17 protein-coding genes are annotated in these 18,324 nt (G+C 62.1%); 9 read left to right on the forward strand and 8 right to left on the reverse strand.

Features of this window, described 5'->3' with window-relative positions:
- Positions 1 to 106 precede the first annotated feature (106 nt).
- Genes NLK60_RS00110 through NLK60_RS00120 form a run of 3 tightly spaced genes read right to left on the reverse strand, consistent with a single transcriptional unit; the run spans position 107 to position 2,123 of the window.
- A complete protein-coding gene (locus tag NLK60_RS00110; RefSeq protein ID WP_254808878.1) occupies positions 107 to 1,048 on the reverse strand; it encodes a biotin--[acetyl-CoA-carboxylase] ligase in 942 nt (313 codons plus the stop codon).
- 52 nt (positions 1,049 to 1,100) lie between these two features.
- A complete protein-coding gene (locus tag NLK60_RS00115; RefSeq protein WP_254808879.1) occupies positions 1,101 to 1,679 on the reverse strand; it encodes a DUF6663 family protein in 579 nt (192 codons plus the stop codon).
- 24 nt (positions 1,680 to 1,703) lie between these two features.
- Positions 1,704 to 2,123 carry a hypothetical protein gene (locus tag NLK60_RS00120; protein WP_254808880.1) on the reverse strand — a complete coding sequence of 140 codons (420 nt, stop codon included), beginning with the start codon at positions 2,121 to 2,123 and terminating at the stop codon, positions 1,704 to 1,706.
- A gap of 181 nt (positions 2,124 to 2,304) precedes the next feature.
- Here NLK60_RS00120 and NLK60_RS00125 point away from each other — a divergent pair, with 181 nt between their 5' ends.
- Complete coding sequence (locus NLK60_RS00125; RefSeq protein WP_254808881.1) at positions 2,305 to 4,962, forward strand: AAA domain-containing protein; 2,658 nt, start codon at positions 2,305 to 2,307, stop codon at positions 4,960 to 4,962.
- A gap of 32 nt (positions 4,963 to 4,994) precedes the next feature.
- Positions 4,995 to 5,891: a phosphatase PAP2 family protein gene (locus NLK60_RS00130; protein ID WP_254808882.1), complete on the forward strand. Its 897-nt coding sequence runs from the start codon at positions 4,995 to 4,997 to the stop codon at positions 5,889 to 5,891.
- Between the two features lie 55 nt (positions 5,892 to 5,946).
- Here NLK60_RS00130 and NLK60_RS00135 read toward each other — a convergent pair whose 3' ends face one another.
- The 4 genes from NLK60_RS00135 to aroC all read right to left on the reverse strand — a co-directional run bounded on the left by NLK60_RS00135 (position 5,947) and on the right by aroC (position 11,184).
- Positions 5,947 to 6,552, reverse strand: coding sequence for a DUF4399 domain-containing protein (locus tag NLK60_RS00135; RefSeq protein WP_254808883.1), 606 nt, complete (start codon positions 6,550 to 6,552; stop codon positions 5,947 to 5,949).
- Between the two features lie 285 nt (positions 6,553 to 6,837).
- Positions 6,838 to 7,770: a thiamine pyrophosphate-dependent enzyme gene (locus tag NLK60_RS00140; RefSeq protein WP_254808884.1), complete on the reverse strand. Its 933-nt coding sequence runs from the start codon at positions 7,768 to 7,770 to the stop codon at positions 6,838 to 6,840.
- A gap of 3 nt (positions 7,771 to 7,773) precedes the next feature.
- A complete protein-coding gene (locus tag NLK60_RS00145; RefSeq protein WP_254808885.1) occupies positions 7,774 to 9,675 on the reverse strand; it encodes a 2-oxoacid:acceptor oxidoreductase subunit alpha in 1,902 nt (633 codons plus the stop codon).
- 354 nt (positions 9,676 to 10,029) lie between these two features.
- Positions 10,030 to 11,184: a chorismate synthase gene (gene aroC, locus NLK60_RS00150; protein WP_254808886.1), complete on the reverse strand. Its 1,155-nt coding sequence runs from the start codon at positions 11,182 to 11,184 to the stop codon at positions 10,030 to 10,032.
- Positions 11,185 to 11,518: 334 nt separating this feature from the next.
- Here aroC and NLK60_RS00155 point away from each other — a divergent pair, with 334 nt between their 5' ends.
- Complete coding sequence (locus tag NLK60_RS00155; RefSeq protein ID WP_254808887.1) at positions 11,519 to 11,893, forward strand: CBS domain-containing protein; 375 nt, start codon at positions 11,519 to 11,521, stop codon at positions 11,891 to 11,893.
- 18 nt (positions 11,894 to 11,911) lie between these two features.
- Here NLK60_RS00155 and aroA read toward each other — a convergent pair whose 3' ends face one another.
- A complete protein-coding gene (gene aroA, locus NLK60_RS00160) occupies positions 11,912 to 13,213 on the reverse strand; it encodes a 3-phosphoshikimate 1-carboxyvinyltransferase (protein WP_254808888.1) in 1,302 nt (433 codons plus the stop codon).
- A gap of 112 nt (positions 13,214 to 13,325) precedes the next feature.
- Between aroA and trpC the strand changes: the two genes are divergently transcribed.
- The 6 genes from trpC to NLK60_RS00190 all read left to right on the forward strand — a co-directional run bounded on the left by trpC (position 13,326) and on the right by NLK60_RS00190 (position 18,205).
- Positions 13,326 to 14,111: an indole-3-glycerol phosphate synthase gene (gene trpC / locus NLK60_RS00165; RefSeq protein ID WP_305880182.1), complete on the forward strand. Its 786-nt coding sequence runs from the start codon at positions 13,326 to 13,328 to the stop codon at positions 14,109 to 14,111.
- Positions 14,108 to 15,451 carry a tryptophan synthase subunit beta gene (trpB, locus tag NLK60_RS00170; RefSeq protein WP_254808889.1) on the forward strand — a complete coding sequence of 448 codons (1,344 nt, stop codon included), beginning with the start codon at positions 14,108 to 14,110 and terminating at the stop codon, positions 15,449 to 15,451. The genes trpC and trpB overlap by 4 nt, the downstream gene beginning before the upstream one ends.
- A complete protein-coding gene (trpA, locus tag NLK60_RS00175) occupies positions 15,448 to 16,287 on the forward strand; it encodes a tryptophan synthase subunit alpha (protein ID WP_254808890.1) in 840 nt (279 codons plus the stop codon). The genes trpB and trpA overlap by 4 nt, the downstream gene beginning before the upstream one ends.
- Before the next feature lie 26 nt (positions 16,288 to 16,313).
- Positions 16,314 to 17,111 carry a 2-amino-3,7-dideoxy-D-threo-hept-6-ulosonate synthase gene (locus NLK60_RS00180; protein ID WP_254808891.1) on the forward strand — a complete coding sequence of 266 codons (798 nt, stop codon included), beginning with the start codon at positions 16,314 to 16,316 and terminating at the stop codon, positions 17,109 to 17,111.
- A gap of 82 nt (positions 17,112 to 17,193) precedes the next feature.
- Positions 17,194 to 17,688: a M41 family metallopeptidase gene (locus tag NLK60_RS00185; RefSeq protein ID WP_254808892.1), complete on the forward strand. Its 495-nt coding sequence runs from the start codon at positions 17,194 to 17,196 to the stop codon at positions 17,686 to 17,688.
- Between the two features lie 88 nt (positions 17,689 to 17,776).
- Entirely contained in the window at positions 17,777 to 18,205 is a 429-nt protein-coding gene (locus NLK60_RS00190) for a metal-dependent transcriptional regulator (protein ID WP_254808893.1), read from the forward strand.
- The last annotated feature ends 119 nt before the right edge of the window (positions 18,206 to 18,324 follow it).

Here is an 18,324-nt window from a genome sequence, read left to right on the forward strand (position 1 = left end):
GATATGGCAAACCAATCAAATTACTACAAAATCACTACTTTTACTCTCATATTGGTGTGTAGTGACTGCCTGTCACAAACCGCTCTCTTGGCCTGTGAAAACGGCGTCACACCGGTCGCAGATGTTCACAATCGCCTGCAGTGATCGTCACCGTCTCGCCGCCTTCGAGTTCGACGCGTAATGCGCCCGTATCGGTGACGTCTCGAGCGACGCCGACGAGCGTTTCGCCATCGCGTTCGACCCGGACGCGCTGTCCGAGCGTGAGCGCGAGGTCCCGCCAGGCCGGGATGACGCGCTCGAGGTCGTTTCGATAGGTGTCGAATACTTCGAGGACGCGCTGGACGAACCGTCGCCTGTCGACCTCGCCGACTTCTTCGGCGATACTCGTGGCCCTTTCAGGGAGTTCGGCGGCGTCGATGTTTGCGTTGACGCCGATACCGACGACCAGCCACTCGATGCGGTCTGTTTCGCCTTCCATCTCCGTGAGGATGCCCGCGAGCTTTCGGTACGAACCGTCGTCGCCGACCGAAACGACGACGTCGTTCGGCCACTTGATTCCGGCGTCGACACCGACCTCTCGAGCGGCAGTTGCGGTCGCGACCGCCGCCGCGAGCGTGTACTGGGATGCTCGTGCGAGCGGAATCGTCGGTCGACAGATGGCACTGAGCCAGACGCCGCCAGATGGCGCGCGCCAGGCTCGCTCGAGGCGACCCCGGCTGCCGGTTTGTTCGTCTGCGAGGACGACCACGTCGGTTGCACCGCCCCCGGCCAGTTCGCGGGCGCGGTCGTTCGTACTCCCGATGGAATCGTGGTACTCGATCTCGAACGGGGCCTCGAGTTCGTACTCGACGGTGGGGCCGGAATACCGATCGACCTGCTCGAGGACGTATCCGGAGCCGTCGCTCGCGATGACGAACCCTCCCTCGCGTAAGCCCTCAACGTGTTTCCAGACCGCAGCACGGGAGATATCGAGGGATTCAGCTATCTCAGGTCCCGAAACCGGCCCGTCGGCCAGTGCCTCGAGGACGGCGCGTCGTGTCTCGTTCATACCGACAGAGGGGACCTGGAGGCACTTGAATCGGGCTAGTCGACTCGGGGCCCTATGATTTCGTTTCAGTTTCGAGATACGTTTCGCGCATGGTCTCTTCGAACAGTCCATCCGGATTCAGGACGATCGTAACCAGGACGAACGGTTCGCTGACGTCGAGTACCCAGACCGAAAACGGTGGTGAGGCGGTCTCGGCCGCTCGGGCGACCAGTGGCTCGAGCGGTTTCTCGCCGTCGCGAAACTCGGCGAAGAGGTCGCGCTGGCCGGCCTGTTCGGCGAAGGTGTAGAGGACGCCGTTTGGTCGTCCGTCAGTATCTCGAGTGACGCTCGCGTTCATGGCGTCGCCGGCCCGTCGGGCCTCGTCGAAACAGGTCTGTGCAGCCTGGAACGTCGGCGCGTCGGTTCGGAGAAAGTGAAATCGGGTCGGTTCGACGGTATCGAACGCCTGCAGTCGGGGAACCTCGTCGACCCACTCGATGGTTCCCTCGAGTCGGTTTCCCACCTCGAGTGTGCCTTCGACGTCTTCGCTAGCGACGTACGTTGGATCGGCCGCGTTTACCTCGAGCAACAACCACTCGTCGGAACTTCGGCCGGGATAGACGCGGAACGTCCCCTCAGTCGTTGGATGCATATCGGACCATTGGTGTACGCCCGGTTAATGACCACGAAGCTGTTCGCGGGAAATCTTTCGCGGGTTGCGAGCGTCGTACGCGTCATACCCTGCCAGGATCGTGGTTGCGACGCCGATTGCAAGCGTTCCCCAGCCGAATAGGCCGACCCCGTCGGCGAGCAGTGATCGGACAACCAGCCAGAACCCGAGTGCGACGAGTATCGAGGCGACCGTGGTACTCGCTGGAACGTGATTTCGAACGCGATAGGCGTTGTACCCTGCGCCACCCGTCACGAGGAGGCCGATCACCACGTTGACCGTGACACTCGATTGAGCACCCTCGATGGTGGGCCAGGCGGCGAGCCCCAGCGAACCGACTACGAGGATGGCCCCGAGGACGACGAGACCGGTGGTAGTGGTGCGCGTGCGCTCGACTCGAGTACCTGATGCGACTCGATATCCCACGAACGGTGTGAGGTAACCCTCGGCAAAAGGCGAGCGTACTGTTGCGGTCGATTTCACGGCTCGAGCGACAGTAATCCGCCGTTTCTCGGCGAAGCGTTGGAAACCAATCGAACCGTGCGGACCGGAACGGACTCGAGGCAGGACCAGTAGCGTTTTTGTCCGGCCGTCCCCTGGCATAGCCGTGAACGTACGCGGCACCGTCACGGACGACGTGACGGCTCGAACGGTGTCGACGGGTCACGGCGAGAGCCAACTCGCCGAAGTACCACTCCGTCAGGGCGACGAGAGCGTCGTGCGCGTTACCTGCTGGGGAAAGTGGACCGAATCCACGTCACTGCTCGAGCCGGGCATGGAACTGCTGGTTACCGACGTCGAAGAAGAGGAGTTCAACGGTGAGTTGGGATACTCGACGACAGGTGCATCCTACGTGGTCGTCGAACCGAGTTTTCTGGTCAACGTGACGGCGATCAGAAACTGGGTTGAGTGTCCTCGCCTGTACTATCTGAACAAACTCTCGGGCGTCCCACTCAACTATCCGGTTGTCAAAGGGACCATCGTCCACGAAGTGTTCGGGGACCTGCTCCGGGGGCGCGACCTCGAGGCCGCAATCGACGAGCGAGTCGGCGACCGCGGCCTGGAACTGGGCCTGCTCGGAGAGGAGCCGTCTTCGGTCGAAGAAGACGTCCGGAAAAACGCCGCCGCCATCGAAGGATGGCTCGAACAGGGCCGGCTCACTGAGGACGACGAGTGGCGCTCAGAACAGCTGTTGATCAGCGAAACGTTCGGTATTCGCGGTCGCGCAGACGCGATTCGCCGGGGCGCACCGGTCGAACTCAAAACGGGGAAGAACCTCCGCAAGGAGCCACGATTCAAGGACAAGGTACAGGCGGCCTGTTATGCACTGTTGCTCGAAGAACACGGCGAACGTGTCGATACGGGCACCTTGCTCTATACGAAAAACTCCGCGCTCGAGCGCAACGAGGAAACGGGTGACCTGACGCCGGCCAAGGATTTCTCGATGGGGGCTGGCCTGCTCAAATACGTGGTCCGCCTCCGAAACGAAATCGCGGCCATGGAGATGTCGGGTTCGATTCCGACGGGCAAGGAAGCCGACGCCAAGTGCGAGTACTGTTTCGAGCGAGACACCTGTATGGTCGTCTCGGGGCGACTGAACCAGGAGTCAAAAGCCGGCCAGATCGGTGAGCCGTTGCCCGACGAAGAACTCGAGCACTTCGACCGCCTGTATCGGGCCATCGAAGACGAACGACGGGCGGTCCACCGCGAGTACGCCAAGCTCTGGGAACAGGACGCCGAGGAGCGAGCCGACGACGACCGCGCACTGATCGACCTCGAGTTCATCGACAAGCGCGCGCTCGAGGGCGGTCGCTGGGAACTCCGCGCGCGCCAGCGCCGACCCGGTACCTCGAAACTCCGGGAAGGTGACCTGGTACTGGCGAGCGACGGGCACCCGGTTCGTGGCGAGGCCGAACTGGCCCGTATCGAGCGACTCGAGGACGAAATCGTGCTCACAGCGGACGAACCCGTCGAGGTCACCCGCCTCGACGTCTACCCGTCGGAACTGACGACTGACCGCCTGCTCACGGCGCTGCACGACGCGCTGTTGAAAGGCGATGGTCGCCGCAAAGACATCCTCTTCGGGCGGGCTACACCCGAGTTCGAGCCGCTCGAGGAGACGTTCATCGACAACAACGCGGCCCAGAACGAGGCCGTCACGAAAGCCGTGGGTGCCAGGGACTGTGCGCTAATTCACGGGCCGCCGGGGGCCGGAAAGACCTACACCATCGCACAGTCCATCGGCGCGATGGTCGACCGCGGCGAGCGAGTCCTGCTCTCGGCGTTTACCAACCGGGCCGTCGACAACGCCCTCGAGGCGGTCATCGAACACGGCGTCGACCCGGACACTATCGTTCGCGTGGGTAGCGAAAGCGGGGTCAGAGAGGACATGCAGGAGTATCGTCTCGAGTGGGCTGGGGACCCGGAAACCCGTCTCGCCGAACTCCAGGGGGCACAGGTCGTCGCGGCCACGACGGCCTCGTGTGGCTCGCGAGTGATGAGCGAACAGTCGTTCGACGTGGCACTGGTCGACGAGGCCGCCCAGCTCACGGAGCCGGGAACGTACGCGGCCACCGAACTCGCCGATCGGTTCGTCCTGGTCGGCGACCACGAGCAGTTGCCGCCGGTCGTTCGGGCTGACACCGACCTCTCGACCTCGCTGTTCGAGCGGCTGGTCGAGTTACACCCCGACGCCGGGGTCATGCTCGACCGCCAGTACCGGATGAACCAGCGGATTCAGGCGTTTTCCTCCCGCGAGTTTTACGACGGCCAGCTTCGCCCCGCCACTGGCGAGGTCGCAGGCCGGACGTTGGACGACCTCGAGGGCGTGTCTCGAAGTGCTCTCCCAGACGAACTGGTCGATTCCGTTTCGTTCGTCCACGTCGAAGGCGACGACGAACGGTACACCGACGACGACGAAGCCGACCGAATCGCCGACCTCATCGCCGCCTACGAGCGTGCCGGCCTCGAGCGCGACCAGATCGGCGTTATCGCGCCGTTTCGCGCCCAGGTGTCGACGATTTCGAACCGCCTACCGAGCGACGTGACCGTCGACACCGTCGACCGGTTCCAGGGCTCCAGCAAGGAGGTCATCATCATCTCCTTTACCGCAACCGGGACCCTCGAGGGCCCGATATTCGAGGATTATCGTCGGATTAACGTCGCACTGACTCGCCCGAAACGAGGGCTGGTACTGGTCGGGGACCGAAACGCCCTCGAATCGGATCCCACGTATTCTCGGATGCTCGAGTGGGCCGATCGGTAACGTTTTTATTACACTCCTGAGTGGTGAACCCCATGCGGCTCGAGGGGCCAAGTGCGACGATTCGAGAAGCGGTCTCGGAGGAGCACGTCGACGCCGTCGTCGCGGTTACCGAACTCGGTAGTCCGACAGTACTGTTGTTTCTCCTGGCGACGCTGTACTGGCTCGTCGACCGACGCCGAACCTTGCTCGTGGTCAGCTACGCACTCGCTGGTCTGACGGTATTGATCACCGTCAAAGCCGTTCTCGGGATGCCACGACCGCCGGAGTCGCTCTTTCTGATCGAACTCGATGGCGACGAGTACGGATTTCCGAGCGGCCACACCTTTGCCGCCGTCGTGGTGTATGGCGGCTTGCTCAGGGCGTTCGACCGAACGCGGTCTCTGCCAGCGGTCGTCGGGGTCTCGGGAATTATCACCCTCGTGGCGCTCTCTCGAGTCGTCCTCGGTCTCCACTATCTCGGGGACGTCGTCGCTGGCGCATTGTTCGGCGTTCTCGCACTCGTGATTTTCGGACGACTGGTTCGGGGTGAACCCCGTCGAGGCTTCGCTATCGCAGTTATCTGTTCGGTTCCCGCACTTCTGGTCACCGGTGTCACGTCCTACACGCTCCTCGGTATTGGCGGTGGGGCCGGGGGAATGTTTGCGGCCAGGTACGTCGACCGTCTACCCGCGCTTCGAAACCGGATCGAGGGGGCCGTCCTCTTCGTCGTCGGCTGTACGTTCGTGCTTATCACGGAGGTTGCAATCGATGCGATACCGGCGGCTGGTGGTGGAGTTCTCGAGGCTGGCGGCGGATTCCTCGAGTTTGCCACTCTCACCCTGATGGGTACACTCTATGGGCTTCAGGTTGCTGGGATTATTCTCGTCCCGGCAGCCATTGGCCGACTCGAGTGGCCGTTCGCGTCGCCGACGAACTGGAACGGGGCGTGACCGGGCGCGTTCCGGGTCCGATCCTCCTATAAGTAGCAGCTTGCGCTCGAGGGCCCTATTCCTCGACGGTGATGGTTATCTCGTCAGTTTCTCCGAACACTCGGTGTGCGCCGTCAGCGAGTTGGAGACACAGTTCGCGTTCGCCTGGCTCCATCTCGATCTCTCCTTCGGAACTGCCATCGCCCCAGTGGTAGATGCCGTCTTCCTCGGCTTCTTCACTCGGGCCGGGTGCGACTTCGCCGTCGTCGAAACACTCGCGGTCGACGAGCACGTGCAGGTGGGCCTCGCCGGCAGCCGGTTCCGCCACTTCGACGAGTTCGACGCCCTCGACTTCCGCTTCGATCTGGACCGGTGATTCGACCGTATCACCGTCCTGTGGAGTGACGAACATCGCGGCCGCATCATCGGGTTGGTCGTCGATGTCGTATTCTTCGTCGTCATCGTCTTCCGTGTCATCTGTGTCGTCCGTGTCATCCTCCATCTCGTCCTCGTCGACGTCATCCGTGTCATCCTCCATCTCGTCGTCATCGAGATCGTCGTCGACATCGTCAGCTACTTCGTCATCGCCGGGTCCTTCATCTGCACAGCCTGCGATTGCAACCGCACTCATACTCCCTGTTGCCGCAAGCAACCATCGTCGACTGTATCGCTTGGATTCCATACGTGGCCCAGGTAGGGGAGACGTTTCAGTAGGCACACGCTATTGTATCAATAACGCTGATTTCCATTATCGAGAATCAGTCTCCGAACGCCACGATCGGCACTGTGGTGGCCTGCAATAGTCTTGTAGCGGCCCCTGGCTCGTGGTGTACGACCGTGGACTACACCCAGCTATGGCTCTCGAGGGTAACGACCACACCAGGTCAGTCGCCATGTAAAAAACAGGTTACCGACACGCTCGAAGAAAGGGTACTCGAGAACGATACGAAAACGGAACGAGTCGCCGTTATTTGTGGCGGTCGAGCAGGTCGTAGCTGCGCTCCCACTCGGCGTCGTCGTCGAAGTAGCGTTCGGCGAGTGGCTCTTCGGGCATCTCACCGAGTTCTTTCTTCTGGTCCTGGTAGGACGGTCGCTCGTCGACGAAGTAGCGGCCGGTGAGGACGGTGCCCTCATACAGTTCGTTTTCGGTCTCGAACATCATCTCCTGGGCTTCCTGTCGGTCCGTGACGTCGAAATCGTAATCGTCGGATTCCTGCACGTCGACGTACGGGACATACTGTCGAGCGTCCTTGTTCCAGGTCGGACACTGGGTCAGGAAGTCGATGTGGGCGAACCCGTCGTGTTCGATGGCCTCTTTGATGATCTCTTTGGCCTGGTTCGGGTTGACCGCCGCCGTGCGGGCGATGTAGGTCGCCCCCGAGGTCAGCGCCAGCGAGAGTGGCCGGATCGGCGACTTCGCGTTACCGTGCGGCGTCGTCTTCGAGGTGTGACCTTTCGGGCTCGTCGGCGAGGTCTGGCCTTTCGTCAGGCCGAAGACCTCGTTGTTGAACACGATGTAGGTCATGTCGTGGTTCTCTCGAGCGGTGTGCATGAAGTGGTTGCCACCGATGCCGTAGCCGTCACCGTCACCGCCTGCGGCGATGACCTCGAGGCCGTCGTTGGCGAGCTTCGCGGCTCGAGCGACGGGCAGCGAGCGGCCGTGGATCGTGTGGAACCCGTAGGTGTCGAGATAGCTGTTCAGCTTACCCGAGCAGCCGATACCGGTAACGGTCAGGACTTCCTCGGGGGTGAGACCGACTTCCGGAAGTGCCTGTTTCAGCGCCTTGAGGACGCCGAAGTCACCACAGCCTGGACACCAGGTCGCCTGCGGCTCGATTCCAGGGGTAAACTCGTTCCGGTCGATCTCGCGGTCTTCTCCGATTGCGTTGAATGCACTCATAGTCTAGTCACCTGCGGCTGGTTCGATGCGAACCTGTGCGCTCGGCTCCGCGTCCCCGCCGTCGACGTTGACCTCGTAGCCCTCGACGATCTCGGCGGGTTCGAACGGATTACCGTTGTACTTGAGCAGGCTGGTCAGTTTGTCGCCGTAGCGGCCGAGTTCTTTCTGGATGAGGCCGCGGAACTGTGCCGTGGCGTTCATTTCGACGACCATCGCCTGGTCGACGCTCTCGATGAACTCGGTGATCTCGTTCTCGGGGAACGGCATCATGTCAGACACCCCGACGGCCTTGACGGCGTGACCCTGGTCGTTCAGACGAGCAACGGCCTCCTCGACGGCACCCTGGGAGGAGCCCCAGGTAATGATGCCGAAGTCGGCCGTCTCGTCGCCGAAGTAGGTCTGGTTGGACTCGTGTTCGGTCTCGAGTTCCTCGCGGATGGCCTCGAGTTTCGCCATTCGGCGGTCCATCTGGGCGACGCGGTTGTCCGCGTCTTCGGAGATGTGACCTTCTGGCGTGTGCTCGTTGCCGGTCGCCAGGTAGCGCCCGCCCTTCTGACCGGGCAGGGAGCGTGGACTGACGCCGTCGTCGACGTCGTGCTGGAAGCGGTGGAACTTCCCGGAAGTGTCGTGGGGCATCTCGGCGATCTCGTCTTCGGTAGCAACCGAACCGAGAGACGGCTCGGGGTCGCGGTCGAAGAAGCTAACGGGAACGTTCGTGTTCTCGCCACTGAGCTTCTGGTCGTAGATGATGATCGTCGGGATCTGGTACTCGTAGGCGATGTGGAACGCCAGTCGCGTCTGCTCGTAGGCTTCGGCGATCGTCCCCGGTGCGAAGACGACGCGTGCGGAGTCACCCTGACTCGTGTAGAGGGTGAACTCGAGGTCGCCCTGTTCGGGTTTGGTCGGCATCCCCGTGGACGGACCGGCGCGCATCGACTCGAGGAGGACGATTGGCGTCTCGGTCATTTCGGCGAGACCGAGCGGCTCGCTCATCAGTGCGAAGCCACCGCCGGAGGATCCGGACATTGCTTTCACACCGGCGTGGCTCGCCCCGACGGCGAGTGCGGCAGCCGCGATTTCGTCTTCGACCTGCTCGGAAATCCCGCCCATGTCGGGCAGGTGCTGGGACATGATAGTGAACACGTCGGTCCACGGCGTCATCGGGTAGCCGGCGATGAACCGACAGCCGGCGTCGATGGAGCCGTAGGCGATGGCGTTCGACCCCGAGAGCAGCGCCTGCTCTTCGTGGTGTTCGCCTTCCGGAATGCGCAGGTCGTGTTCGAACTCGTAATCCTCCTGGACCATCTCGTAGGCGTCGTGCAGGATGGTCAGGTTTGGCTCAAGGATCTTCTCGGGCATTGCGTCTTCCATCAGGTCCTCGATGTGCTCGAGGTCCATCTCGAGCAGTGCGGCGGTGACGCCAACCCCGGCGGTGTTGCGCATGACCTCACGACCGTGCTCTTTGGCCAGTGAGCGCAGGTCGATGGGGAAGACGTGCCAGTCGTTTTCTTCGGCACGTTCCTCGAGGTTCAGTTCCTCGACGTCCTCTTCGGAGACGAGTCCGGAGTCGTAGACGATGATTCCGCCTTCGCGGAGGTCGTCTAAGTTTTCTGCGAGAGGTTTGATCTCTTCGTTGCCGTAGTAGGCTTCTTCCTGTGGGTTCCGGGCGAACGAGTCCCCCAGTGAAAGCAGGAAGTTATAGCCATCCCCTCGAGACTGTACATCGTGCCCTGCGGCTCGAATCTCGACGTATGTGTGGCCACCGCGGATACGTGACGGATAATGTCGGTGGGTGAACACGTCGAGCCCCGATCGCATAAGGGCCTTCGCGAAGTTCTGACTCGTCGAGTCGATCCCGTCTCCGGAACCGCCTGCGATTCGCCAGATAAGTTCATGATCGCTCATGGTGGATAAGCGGCCTCGTTGGCCAGCAGTATGCGAAATTTTGCCCTACCGAACCTAAAGCCTTTGCTATCGATTACCAAGGATTTTTCATGAAGAATGCCTGAATCTGCAAATTTACACAAATAATCCATTAATGATCTGTAAATAAGTTTTTAGTTTAAACAGTGTGTACAGTCATCGTGACCATCGGCTCCTCACGGCTCGAGCGGCGGTGAGACGACCGTCGAAAGCTCAGTGTTCACCGAAGCTGGTGGAAAAGACGAATTCGGGTCGACGAACCGTGCCGCGTCGCGAAGTATCCGGCCTCGAGTCAATTTACAAAGCGAAACCCCACTCCCGTGCTACCGACGCTGGCTACTCGTTACGCGGATTGCTCGGGTGATAGTCGGTATCGTATTTTCCAGGTTGTCCGTCCACGCGGTCGGGGTTGAGGCGACCGGACAGCAGCATGAAGTCGACGAGCGTCAGCGCGAGCATCGACTCGACGACGGGCACCCCACGCGGTGGCAAAACGGGGTCGTGTCGACCGATAACCTGTGCGTCGTCGACGACGTCTCCGGTTTCCCAGTCGACGGTCTGCTGTGCTTTCGGAATCGACGTGGGGGCGTGGAGCGTGACTTCGCCGTAGATGGGTTCGCCGCTCGAGATGCCGCCTTGGATACCGCCGTGGTCGTTCTCGACTGGCGTCGGCGTGCCATCGTCATCGAATTCCCAGTCGTCGTTTCGCTCCTTGCCGGAGTACGCGCGGGCCTCGCGACCGAGGCCAAACTCGAACGCCGTGGTTGCCGGGATGGCCATCATGGCCTGGCCCAGTCGGGCTGACAGCGAATCGAATCGAGGCGCGCCCAGGCCAACCGGGACGCCACGTACCTCGAAGTAGATGCTGCCGCCGATAGAGTCTCCTTCCTCCTGGTATTCCTCGATTCGCGCTTGCATCCGCTCGGCCGTTCCGGGATGGGCACAGCGCACGTCGTTTTCCTCGCTGTGCTCGAGTAGATCCTCGAAGCTCACTTCGGGGGCTTCGATGTCGTCGATCTGGTTGACGTGGGCCTTGAGTTCGATACCTTCACGCGCGAGCAATTTTTTCGCGACTGCGCCGGCTGCGACCCAGTTGACGGTCTCTCGAGCCGACGAGCGGCCGCCACCGCCCCAGTTTCGCGTCCCGAACTTCGCCGAGTACGTGAAATCGCCGTGGGAGGGACGCGGTGCCGTGATGAACGGCTCGTACTTGCCCGAGCGAGCGTCCTTGTTCTCGATGACGAGGCCGATGGGGGTCCCGGTCGTGTACCCGTCTTGAATTCCGGATTTGATCGAGACGGCGTCGGGTTCGCCACGGCTGGTCGTAATCATCGACTGGCCCGGTTTTCGTCGGTCGAGGTCCTCCTGAATATCGTCTTCTGTGAGCTCGAGGCCGGCGGGACAGCCGGAAATGGTACAGCCCATCGCCTCCCCGTGGCTCTCACCGTACGTGGTCACCTGAAAGAGACGACCGAAGCGGTTGCCGTTCATTGCTCACCTCTCGGTGATGGGTACACTTATGCCTCCCTGATTGTGCAAGAACAGTCGTTTGGGTGCTCGAGTGCGAGCGAAAACGGTGCGGAACGAGTGAGACACCGATACCAGATCTCTTGCGATTCCACGTCTGTGGCGGTGAGAGAACAACTTGGTCGGTGTCAGTCGGGGGCAGCCAGCCGCGACTTCCAAATGGATATTGGATTCGTAGCAACTACAATTAAAATACCATGGTGCAGTGATCTTCACATACCTATTGCCCACAGACTCCCACTAATGATCATCGTAAATTGATAGAAAACATCATACGTCATCTGTGCGTGTATCCAATATGAGTTCTAGCAATAGAGTCACCGTCGAAGACGTGATGTCCACGCCACTCGAGACGATTTCGAAAGACGCGACAGTGATGGAGGCCGCCCAGCGGATGCGCGAGAAGGATATCAATGCGCTGGTCGTACTAACCACCCCGAGAGCGATCATCAGCAGTACGGACGTGCTCGATGCCGTCGCTGACGGGCGTGATATTACCTCGTTGTCGGTGACAGACGTGATGACCGAAGACGTCGAAACGGCTACGCCGGATCTCTATATGGAGGAAGTCGCGGCGATGATGACGACGTACGGAATCAAACACCTGCCGGTGGTCGACGGCGACTACGTCGGCATGATTTCGTCGACGGACGTCACCGCGCACCTCTCTTGAAAGAAACGTAGAAGCTGACTAGTTTTCCGATTCGTTCCGCTCGAGGGCAACACCCAGGCCCTCGAGCACGTCGAAAAAGCCGGGGAACGAGACGTCGACGTGTTCGGCTCCGTGAATCGTCGTCGAACCGTCGGCGAGCAGCGCGGCCACGGCCAGGGACATGACGATGCGGTGATCACCACGGCCCTCGACAGTCGCGCCCTCGAGCGTCGAATCGCTCCCGTGGACGGTCAGTGAGTCGCGTTCTTCCGTCGTCTTCACGCCCATCTTGCCAAGTTCTTCGGCCATCGCACTCACGCGGTCGGTTTCTTTGAACCGGACGTGTTCGGCGTTCGTAATGTGTGTATCGCCCTCGGCGGCGGCACCGAGCACGGCAATCGTTGGCAACAGGTCGGGAGTGTCCTCGACGGATACTTCGATGCCCTCGAGGTCGCCCCGGGCGACGGTGACTGTACCTGCCGAGCGGTCCCAATCGACGGCTGCGCCCATCGCCTCGAGAATGTCGAGGATTGCGGTGTCACCCTGTGCACTCGGCTGCGCACCCCGAACGGTTACGCTTTCGTCGCCGGCAAGCGCACCAAGGGAGGCCAGATACGAGATCGAGGAGAAGTCGCCGGGGACGTGGTAGGTGCCGGATTCGGGGGCGTACGACTGGCCGCCGTCGACGACGAAGCCGTCGTCTGTCGCTCGAGCGTCGACGCCGAAATCCGCCAGCACTTCGATGGTGACGTCGACGTACGGTGCAGATTTGAGTTCGGCCTCGAGGTCGATACACAACCCGTCGTCGGTCACCGCACCCGCCATCAACAGCGCCGAAATATACTGGGAGGAGACGTCCCCTGGAATCGAGACGCGCTCGCCGGTGATTGGGCCCGTGACGACGAGGGGTGCCTGGCCGTTCCCACGAGTGCTGAACGCTTCGCCTCCGAGTTCAGCAATGGCCTCGAGCAGCGGTCCCTGCGGTCGCGAGCGCAACGAGCTATCGCCGGTGAGGACGCTCGTCCTGTCGGCGAGGGCCGCGGTGGCGGTCACCAACCGCATCGTCGTCCCGCTGTTGTCACAGTCGATAACGTCCGCCGGGACTGCTGGTACACCGTCGAAGCCGGTCACCTCGAGTGTGCTTCCGGCGGTCTGTTCGACATCGCCGCCGAACAGTTCTACTGCGCGTGCGGTGGCGCGGGTGTCGGCCGACCAGAGCGCATCGTGGACGGTGGCCGTCTCGGCATACCCCGATGCGAGAATGGCCCGGTGCGTGTAGCTTTTCGAGGGCGGCGCTCGAGCGGTGCCCGAAACGCGCGACGGGGAGATGGTTACGTGCATGGTCGGTTCCTGGGTGGGCGAACGTAATACCGTACCGGTGTGCGGAACATTTGCACCGAACCGGGTACGTCCCGCAAGCCTTATGTATAAATCAGTACATTGATGTACGATAATGGAAACTGCTGACGAGGTTGCGCCGGCCGTTCGGTCGATCCTCGAGGCGGCCGAGAACCGCGAAGGTGGTACGGACGGCCCGATTTCCGTCTCTCCGCGATCGTTTTCGGCGGCGCTCGAGGACGCCGAGAACGCTGGCCGCGTGCCGATGATCGCCGAGGTCAAGCCGACGAGTCCGACGAGTGACGGGCATCGCGAGGATGACCCTGTAGCGCTGGCCAGCGCGATGGTCGCCGGTGGCGCAGCGGCGATTTCCGTGCTCACCGAGCCGACGCACTTCGGCGGCTCGCCCGAGGCGCTTTCACGGGTTCGAGAGGCGGTGGACGTCCCGGTACTGCGCAAGGATTTCATCGTCCGAGAATCCCAACTCGACGTCGTCGAAGCCGACCTGATTTTGCTGATCGTCCGGTTCGTCGACGACCTCGAGGGTCTGCTCGCGGCCGCTCGCGACCGGGGCTTTCAGGTACTGGTCGAGGTCCACGACCGGGCCGAACTCGAGACGGCGCTCGAGGCCGGCGCATCGATCGTCGGCGTGAACAATCGCGACCTGGCGAAACTCGTGGTCGACCTCGAAACCTTCGAGGGGGTCGCGCCCCACGTTCCGGACGACGTGACCCTGATCGCCGAAAGCGGGATTTCGACGCCTGACGACGTTCGGCGGATGCGAGCGGCCGGCGCTGACGCCTTGCTCGTTGGAAGCGCTATCATGGATCACTCAGGCGAGACCGATGGCGACGTCAGCGAGAACACGCGACGACTGACGACTACGGAGGAACGGACATGACACCGACAGACACCGACACGCGATCGACGGAGCGAAACCGAGACGAACGGACGGCCGAAGACGGGAACTTCGGTCGCTTCGGCGGCCAGTACGTCCCCGAAGCGCTGATGCCCGCCCTCGAGGAACTCGAGGACGCCTACCGGCGATACGTCCTCGAGAACGAGGACGGATTTATGGACGACTTTCGTCGCCGGTTGCGAGATTTCGGGGGCAGACCGACGCCCTTGCAGCGGGCCGACCGACTCAGCGAGCGCTACGACCGTGAGATTTACCTCAAGCGCGAGGACCTGGTCCACGGTGGTGCGCACAAACTCAACAACGCACTGGGACAGGTGTTGCTCGCGAAGTACATGGGTAAAGAGCGCATCATCGCCGAAACCGGTGCGGGCCAGCACGGGACGGCGACGGCGATGGCCGCAGCCCACCTCGACATGCCCTGTGAGATTTACATGGGCCGAACGGACGTCAACCGCCAGCGGCCCAACGTGTTCCGCATGCGGATCAACGGAGCCGAGGTGAACCCTGTCGACGCCGGCCGTGGAACCCTCAAAGAAGCCATCTCCGAGACGATGCGAGACTGGTCCCAGACCGTCGAGCACACCCACTACGTGATCGGGTCCGTCGTCGGTCCGCACCCGTTCCCGGCGATGGTCCGAGACTTCCAGGCCGTCATCTCCGAAGAAGCGCGCGAACAGGTCCTCGAGCGAACCGGGGGCCTGCCCGACTCGGTCGTCGCGTGTGCGGGCGGTGGTTCGAACACCATGGGCGCGTTCACCGAGTTCGTCTCCGACGAGTCGGTTTCGCTCGTCGCGGTCGAAGCCGGGGGCTCCTCGCTCGAGGTCGACGAAGCGGCCGGCGTCGCACCGAACTCCGCCACGCTGTCGACGGGCGAGGAAGGCGTCCTTCACGGCGCACGAACGACGCTCTTGCAGGATTCCCACGGACAGATCATGGAATCACACAGCGTCTCGGCCGGACTGGATTACGCGGGGGTCGGCCCCGAACTTGCACACCTCGTCGACATCGGCCGGGTTACTCCCGTGAACGTCGACGACCGTGTCGCCCTCGAGGCGTTCCACCGACTCTCGACGGAGGAGGGTATTATTCCAGCGCTCGAGACGGCCCACGCGTTCGCGTATCTTCACGAGGTCGCGTCAGGCGAGGCGAACCACGATGGCGGGACGAACGAGGCGGACGCCGAGGATCAACTCGGGGAGACTGTCATCGTCAACGTCTCCGGACGCGGCGACAAGGACCTCGAGACGGTTATCGAACAGACTGCGGAGATGGGACTCGAAGCCGCACCCGACATGTCCGTGTTCGATGGGGGGCTTCGATGAGCGACGGAATCGAGGCCGCGTTCGCCGAGGGACCGGCGTTCATCCCGTATCTCGCCGCGGGCGACCCGAACTACGAGGCCTCACTCGAGTACGTCGAGGCGCTCGACCGCGGCGGCGCGGATATTATCGAACTCGGCTTACCGTTCTCGGAACCTATCGCCGAGGGGCCGACGATTCAGGAGGCCGTTATCCGCGCCCTCGAGAGCGGCATGACGCCCGAACGCTTCTTCGAGTTCGTCGAAGAACTGGACGTCGACGCCCCCCTGGTCTGTATGACCTACTACAATCTCATCTATCAGTATGGGGATAGCGAGGGACCACGGCCGTTCGTCGAGCGAGCCAACGAAGTCGGTCTCGAGGGGTTCGTCGTTCCCGACTTACCCGCCGAAGAGGCCGACCCGCTTCGCGACGCCTGTGACGAGTTCGACCTCGACTTGATCTTCATCGTCGCGCCGACGACCCGGGGCGACCGCCTCGAGCGAATGCTCGAACACGTTTCGGGCTACGTCTACGTGCAGGCCCGACTCGGCACAACTGGCGCGCGAGACGACGTCTCCGACCAGACCGACACCAGCCTCGGGCGGCTGGCCGACTGTGACGTCCCCAAGGCCGTGGGCTTCGGCATCAAGACCGGCGAGCACGCCGAGCGCATCGTCGCTGCAGGGGCCGACGGGATCATCGTCGGCAGCGCGCTCGTCGACATCGTCGCCGCTGGCGAGGAAAACGAGGAGGCGACTGCCGACACGGCCGCCACACTCGAGGCGAAGGCACGCGAACTCAAATCGGGGGCGCTCGCGGGTTCGTCCGAAACTGTACCGGAACCAGAACAGCCATAACCACAAGTTTGCTACACACTCACAATATGACTTCACCTGGACTCGACACACGACTCGACCGAATCGGGACAGACGGACGGTACGTCATCGTTCCGATGGACCACGGCATTACACTCGGGGCCGTCACCGGCCTCAAAGACATCGAATCGACCATCGACGCTGTCACTCGCGGCGGCGCGGACGCCGTCCTGACCCAGAAAGGAATCGCCCCTCGCGTCCATCAGAACAAGAACGGGGCTGGGTACATCGTTCACGTTAACGCCTCGACCGTCATCGGTCCCGATGCCAACGACAAGCGCATGACTGCCACCGTGGAAGAAGCCATCCGTGCCGGAGCGGACGCCGTCTCTTTGCACATCAATGTCGGCTCGAAGTACGAACCCAAACAACTCGAGGACCTTTCACAGCTTACCGCCGATGCCGGTCGGTTTGGCATTCCCGTCCTCGCGATGGCCTATGCTCGCGGCCCTGAGGTCGAAGGCGACGACCCCGAAGCCCTCGGACACGCCGTCCGCCTCGCCGAAGAAGTCGGCGCTGACATCGTTAAAACCGGCTACAGCGGCGATGCCGACAGCTTCGAACACGTCACCGAATCGACTCGCCTGCCGGTCGTCATCGCGGGCGGTTCCCGTGGAACGGACCGAGAAACGCTCGAGATGGTCCGCGGCGCGATGGACGGCGGCGGCGCTGGCGTTTCGATGGGTCGGTCGATCTTCCAGCACGAAGAGCCAGAAGCTATCGCCCGCGCCGTCGCTGGCGTCGTCCACGAGGATCTGTCGGCGGACGAGGCCCTCGAGGTCAGCGGCCTGGCCCTCGAAATCTGAAGTACATTGCCCCGTTTTTCACGCGCTCGCTCTTTCAGCCAGAAGCGGGACACTAAGGTAGGTCGGGCGCAAACGAGGTGCTATGAGTCTGGGACAGCGGGTCTCGAGCGATCACCAACTCGCGCGATTGCTGCAGATCGGAATCGTGCTGGAGGAGGTCGTCGAGTCACGTGCCGCCCACCACATCGAATCGCTTCCGGAGGCGGAACGACAACAGGTCGACGCCGAAGTTCGTGCCCTTCTCGAGGAAGCGACTACCGAATCGGCTGAGCACCGCGAGCGACTCGAGGCGCTTGTCGACGAACTCGAGGCAGAGACGGTCTCCTACGAGGAGATCAACGCACTGGTCGACGCCCGATACGGCCCGCCCGAAGACACCGACGGCGTCCTCTACGACCAACTCTGTAACGAAGAGACAGCCTACAAGTTTTACGACGACCTGATCGCTGCCATCGAGGCCTCAGAGACCAATTTCAGCATCGACCGCGAACGCGTTCTCGAGACGCTGTATGAGATACGCGAAGAGGAAAAAGAGGGTGTCGAAGACGTCACGAAAATCATGGAGCGTCGAGCATGAGGAGGGCGCCAACGAATATGGCGGCCGAGGAGACGAATCGGGCGACCAACCCACGAGACGACGACCAACGCACCGGAGGAACACGAAGATGAATACGGCAGACCAGTATCTGAAAGCGATCTATCTCGCACAACGCCTCGAGGACGGACCGGCATCGACGGGTACGCTCGCCGATCTCCTGGAAGTCAGCCCCGCCAGCGTCAACGAGATGATCGGCAAACTCGAACAACGCGACCTCGTCGAGCACGAAAAGTACAAAGGCGCACGCCTCACCGACGACGGCCTGGAACGAGCGCACAACGCCCTCCAGACTTACTGTATCATCGAGCGCTTCCTCGCGAACGTCCTCGAGGTAGAAGCCTACCGTGAAGAGGCACGAGCACTCGAGAGCGTCATCGACGACGTCGTCGCCGACCGACTGGACACGATTATCGACCGGCGCGAGGAGTGTCCGGACTGTTTTAATCCCGAAACTGACTGTTGTGAGTACCTCGAGGCCTGTTCGCCGGCCGAGTGAACTGCCAGGGATCGTTTTCGTCACGTACCTCACCACCCGCAGGGGGCCGGCGATGGGCGGTACACGGTTCCAATTTTCTATCGCGTCGCCGGAGGCTCTGGGAGACGGGACGTCGAGAC

It is taken from the genome of Natronosalvus amylolyticus, from assembly GCF_024298845.1.
Taxonomy (GTDB): Archaea; Halobacteriota; Halobacteria; order Halobacteriales; family Natrialbaceae; genus Natronosalvus; species Natronosalvus amylolyticus.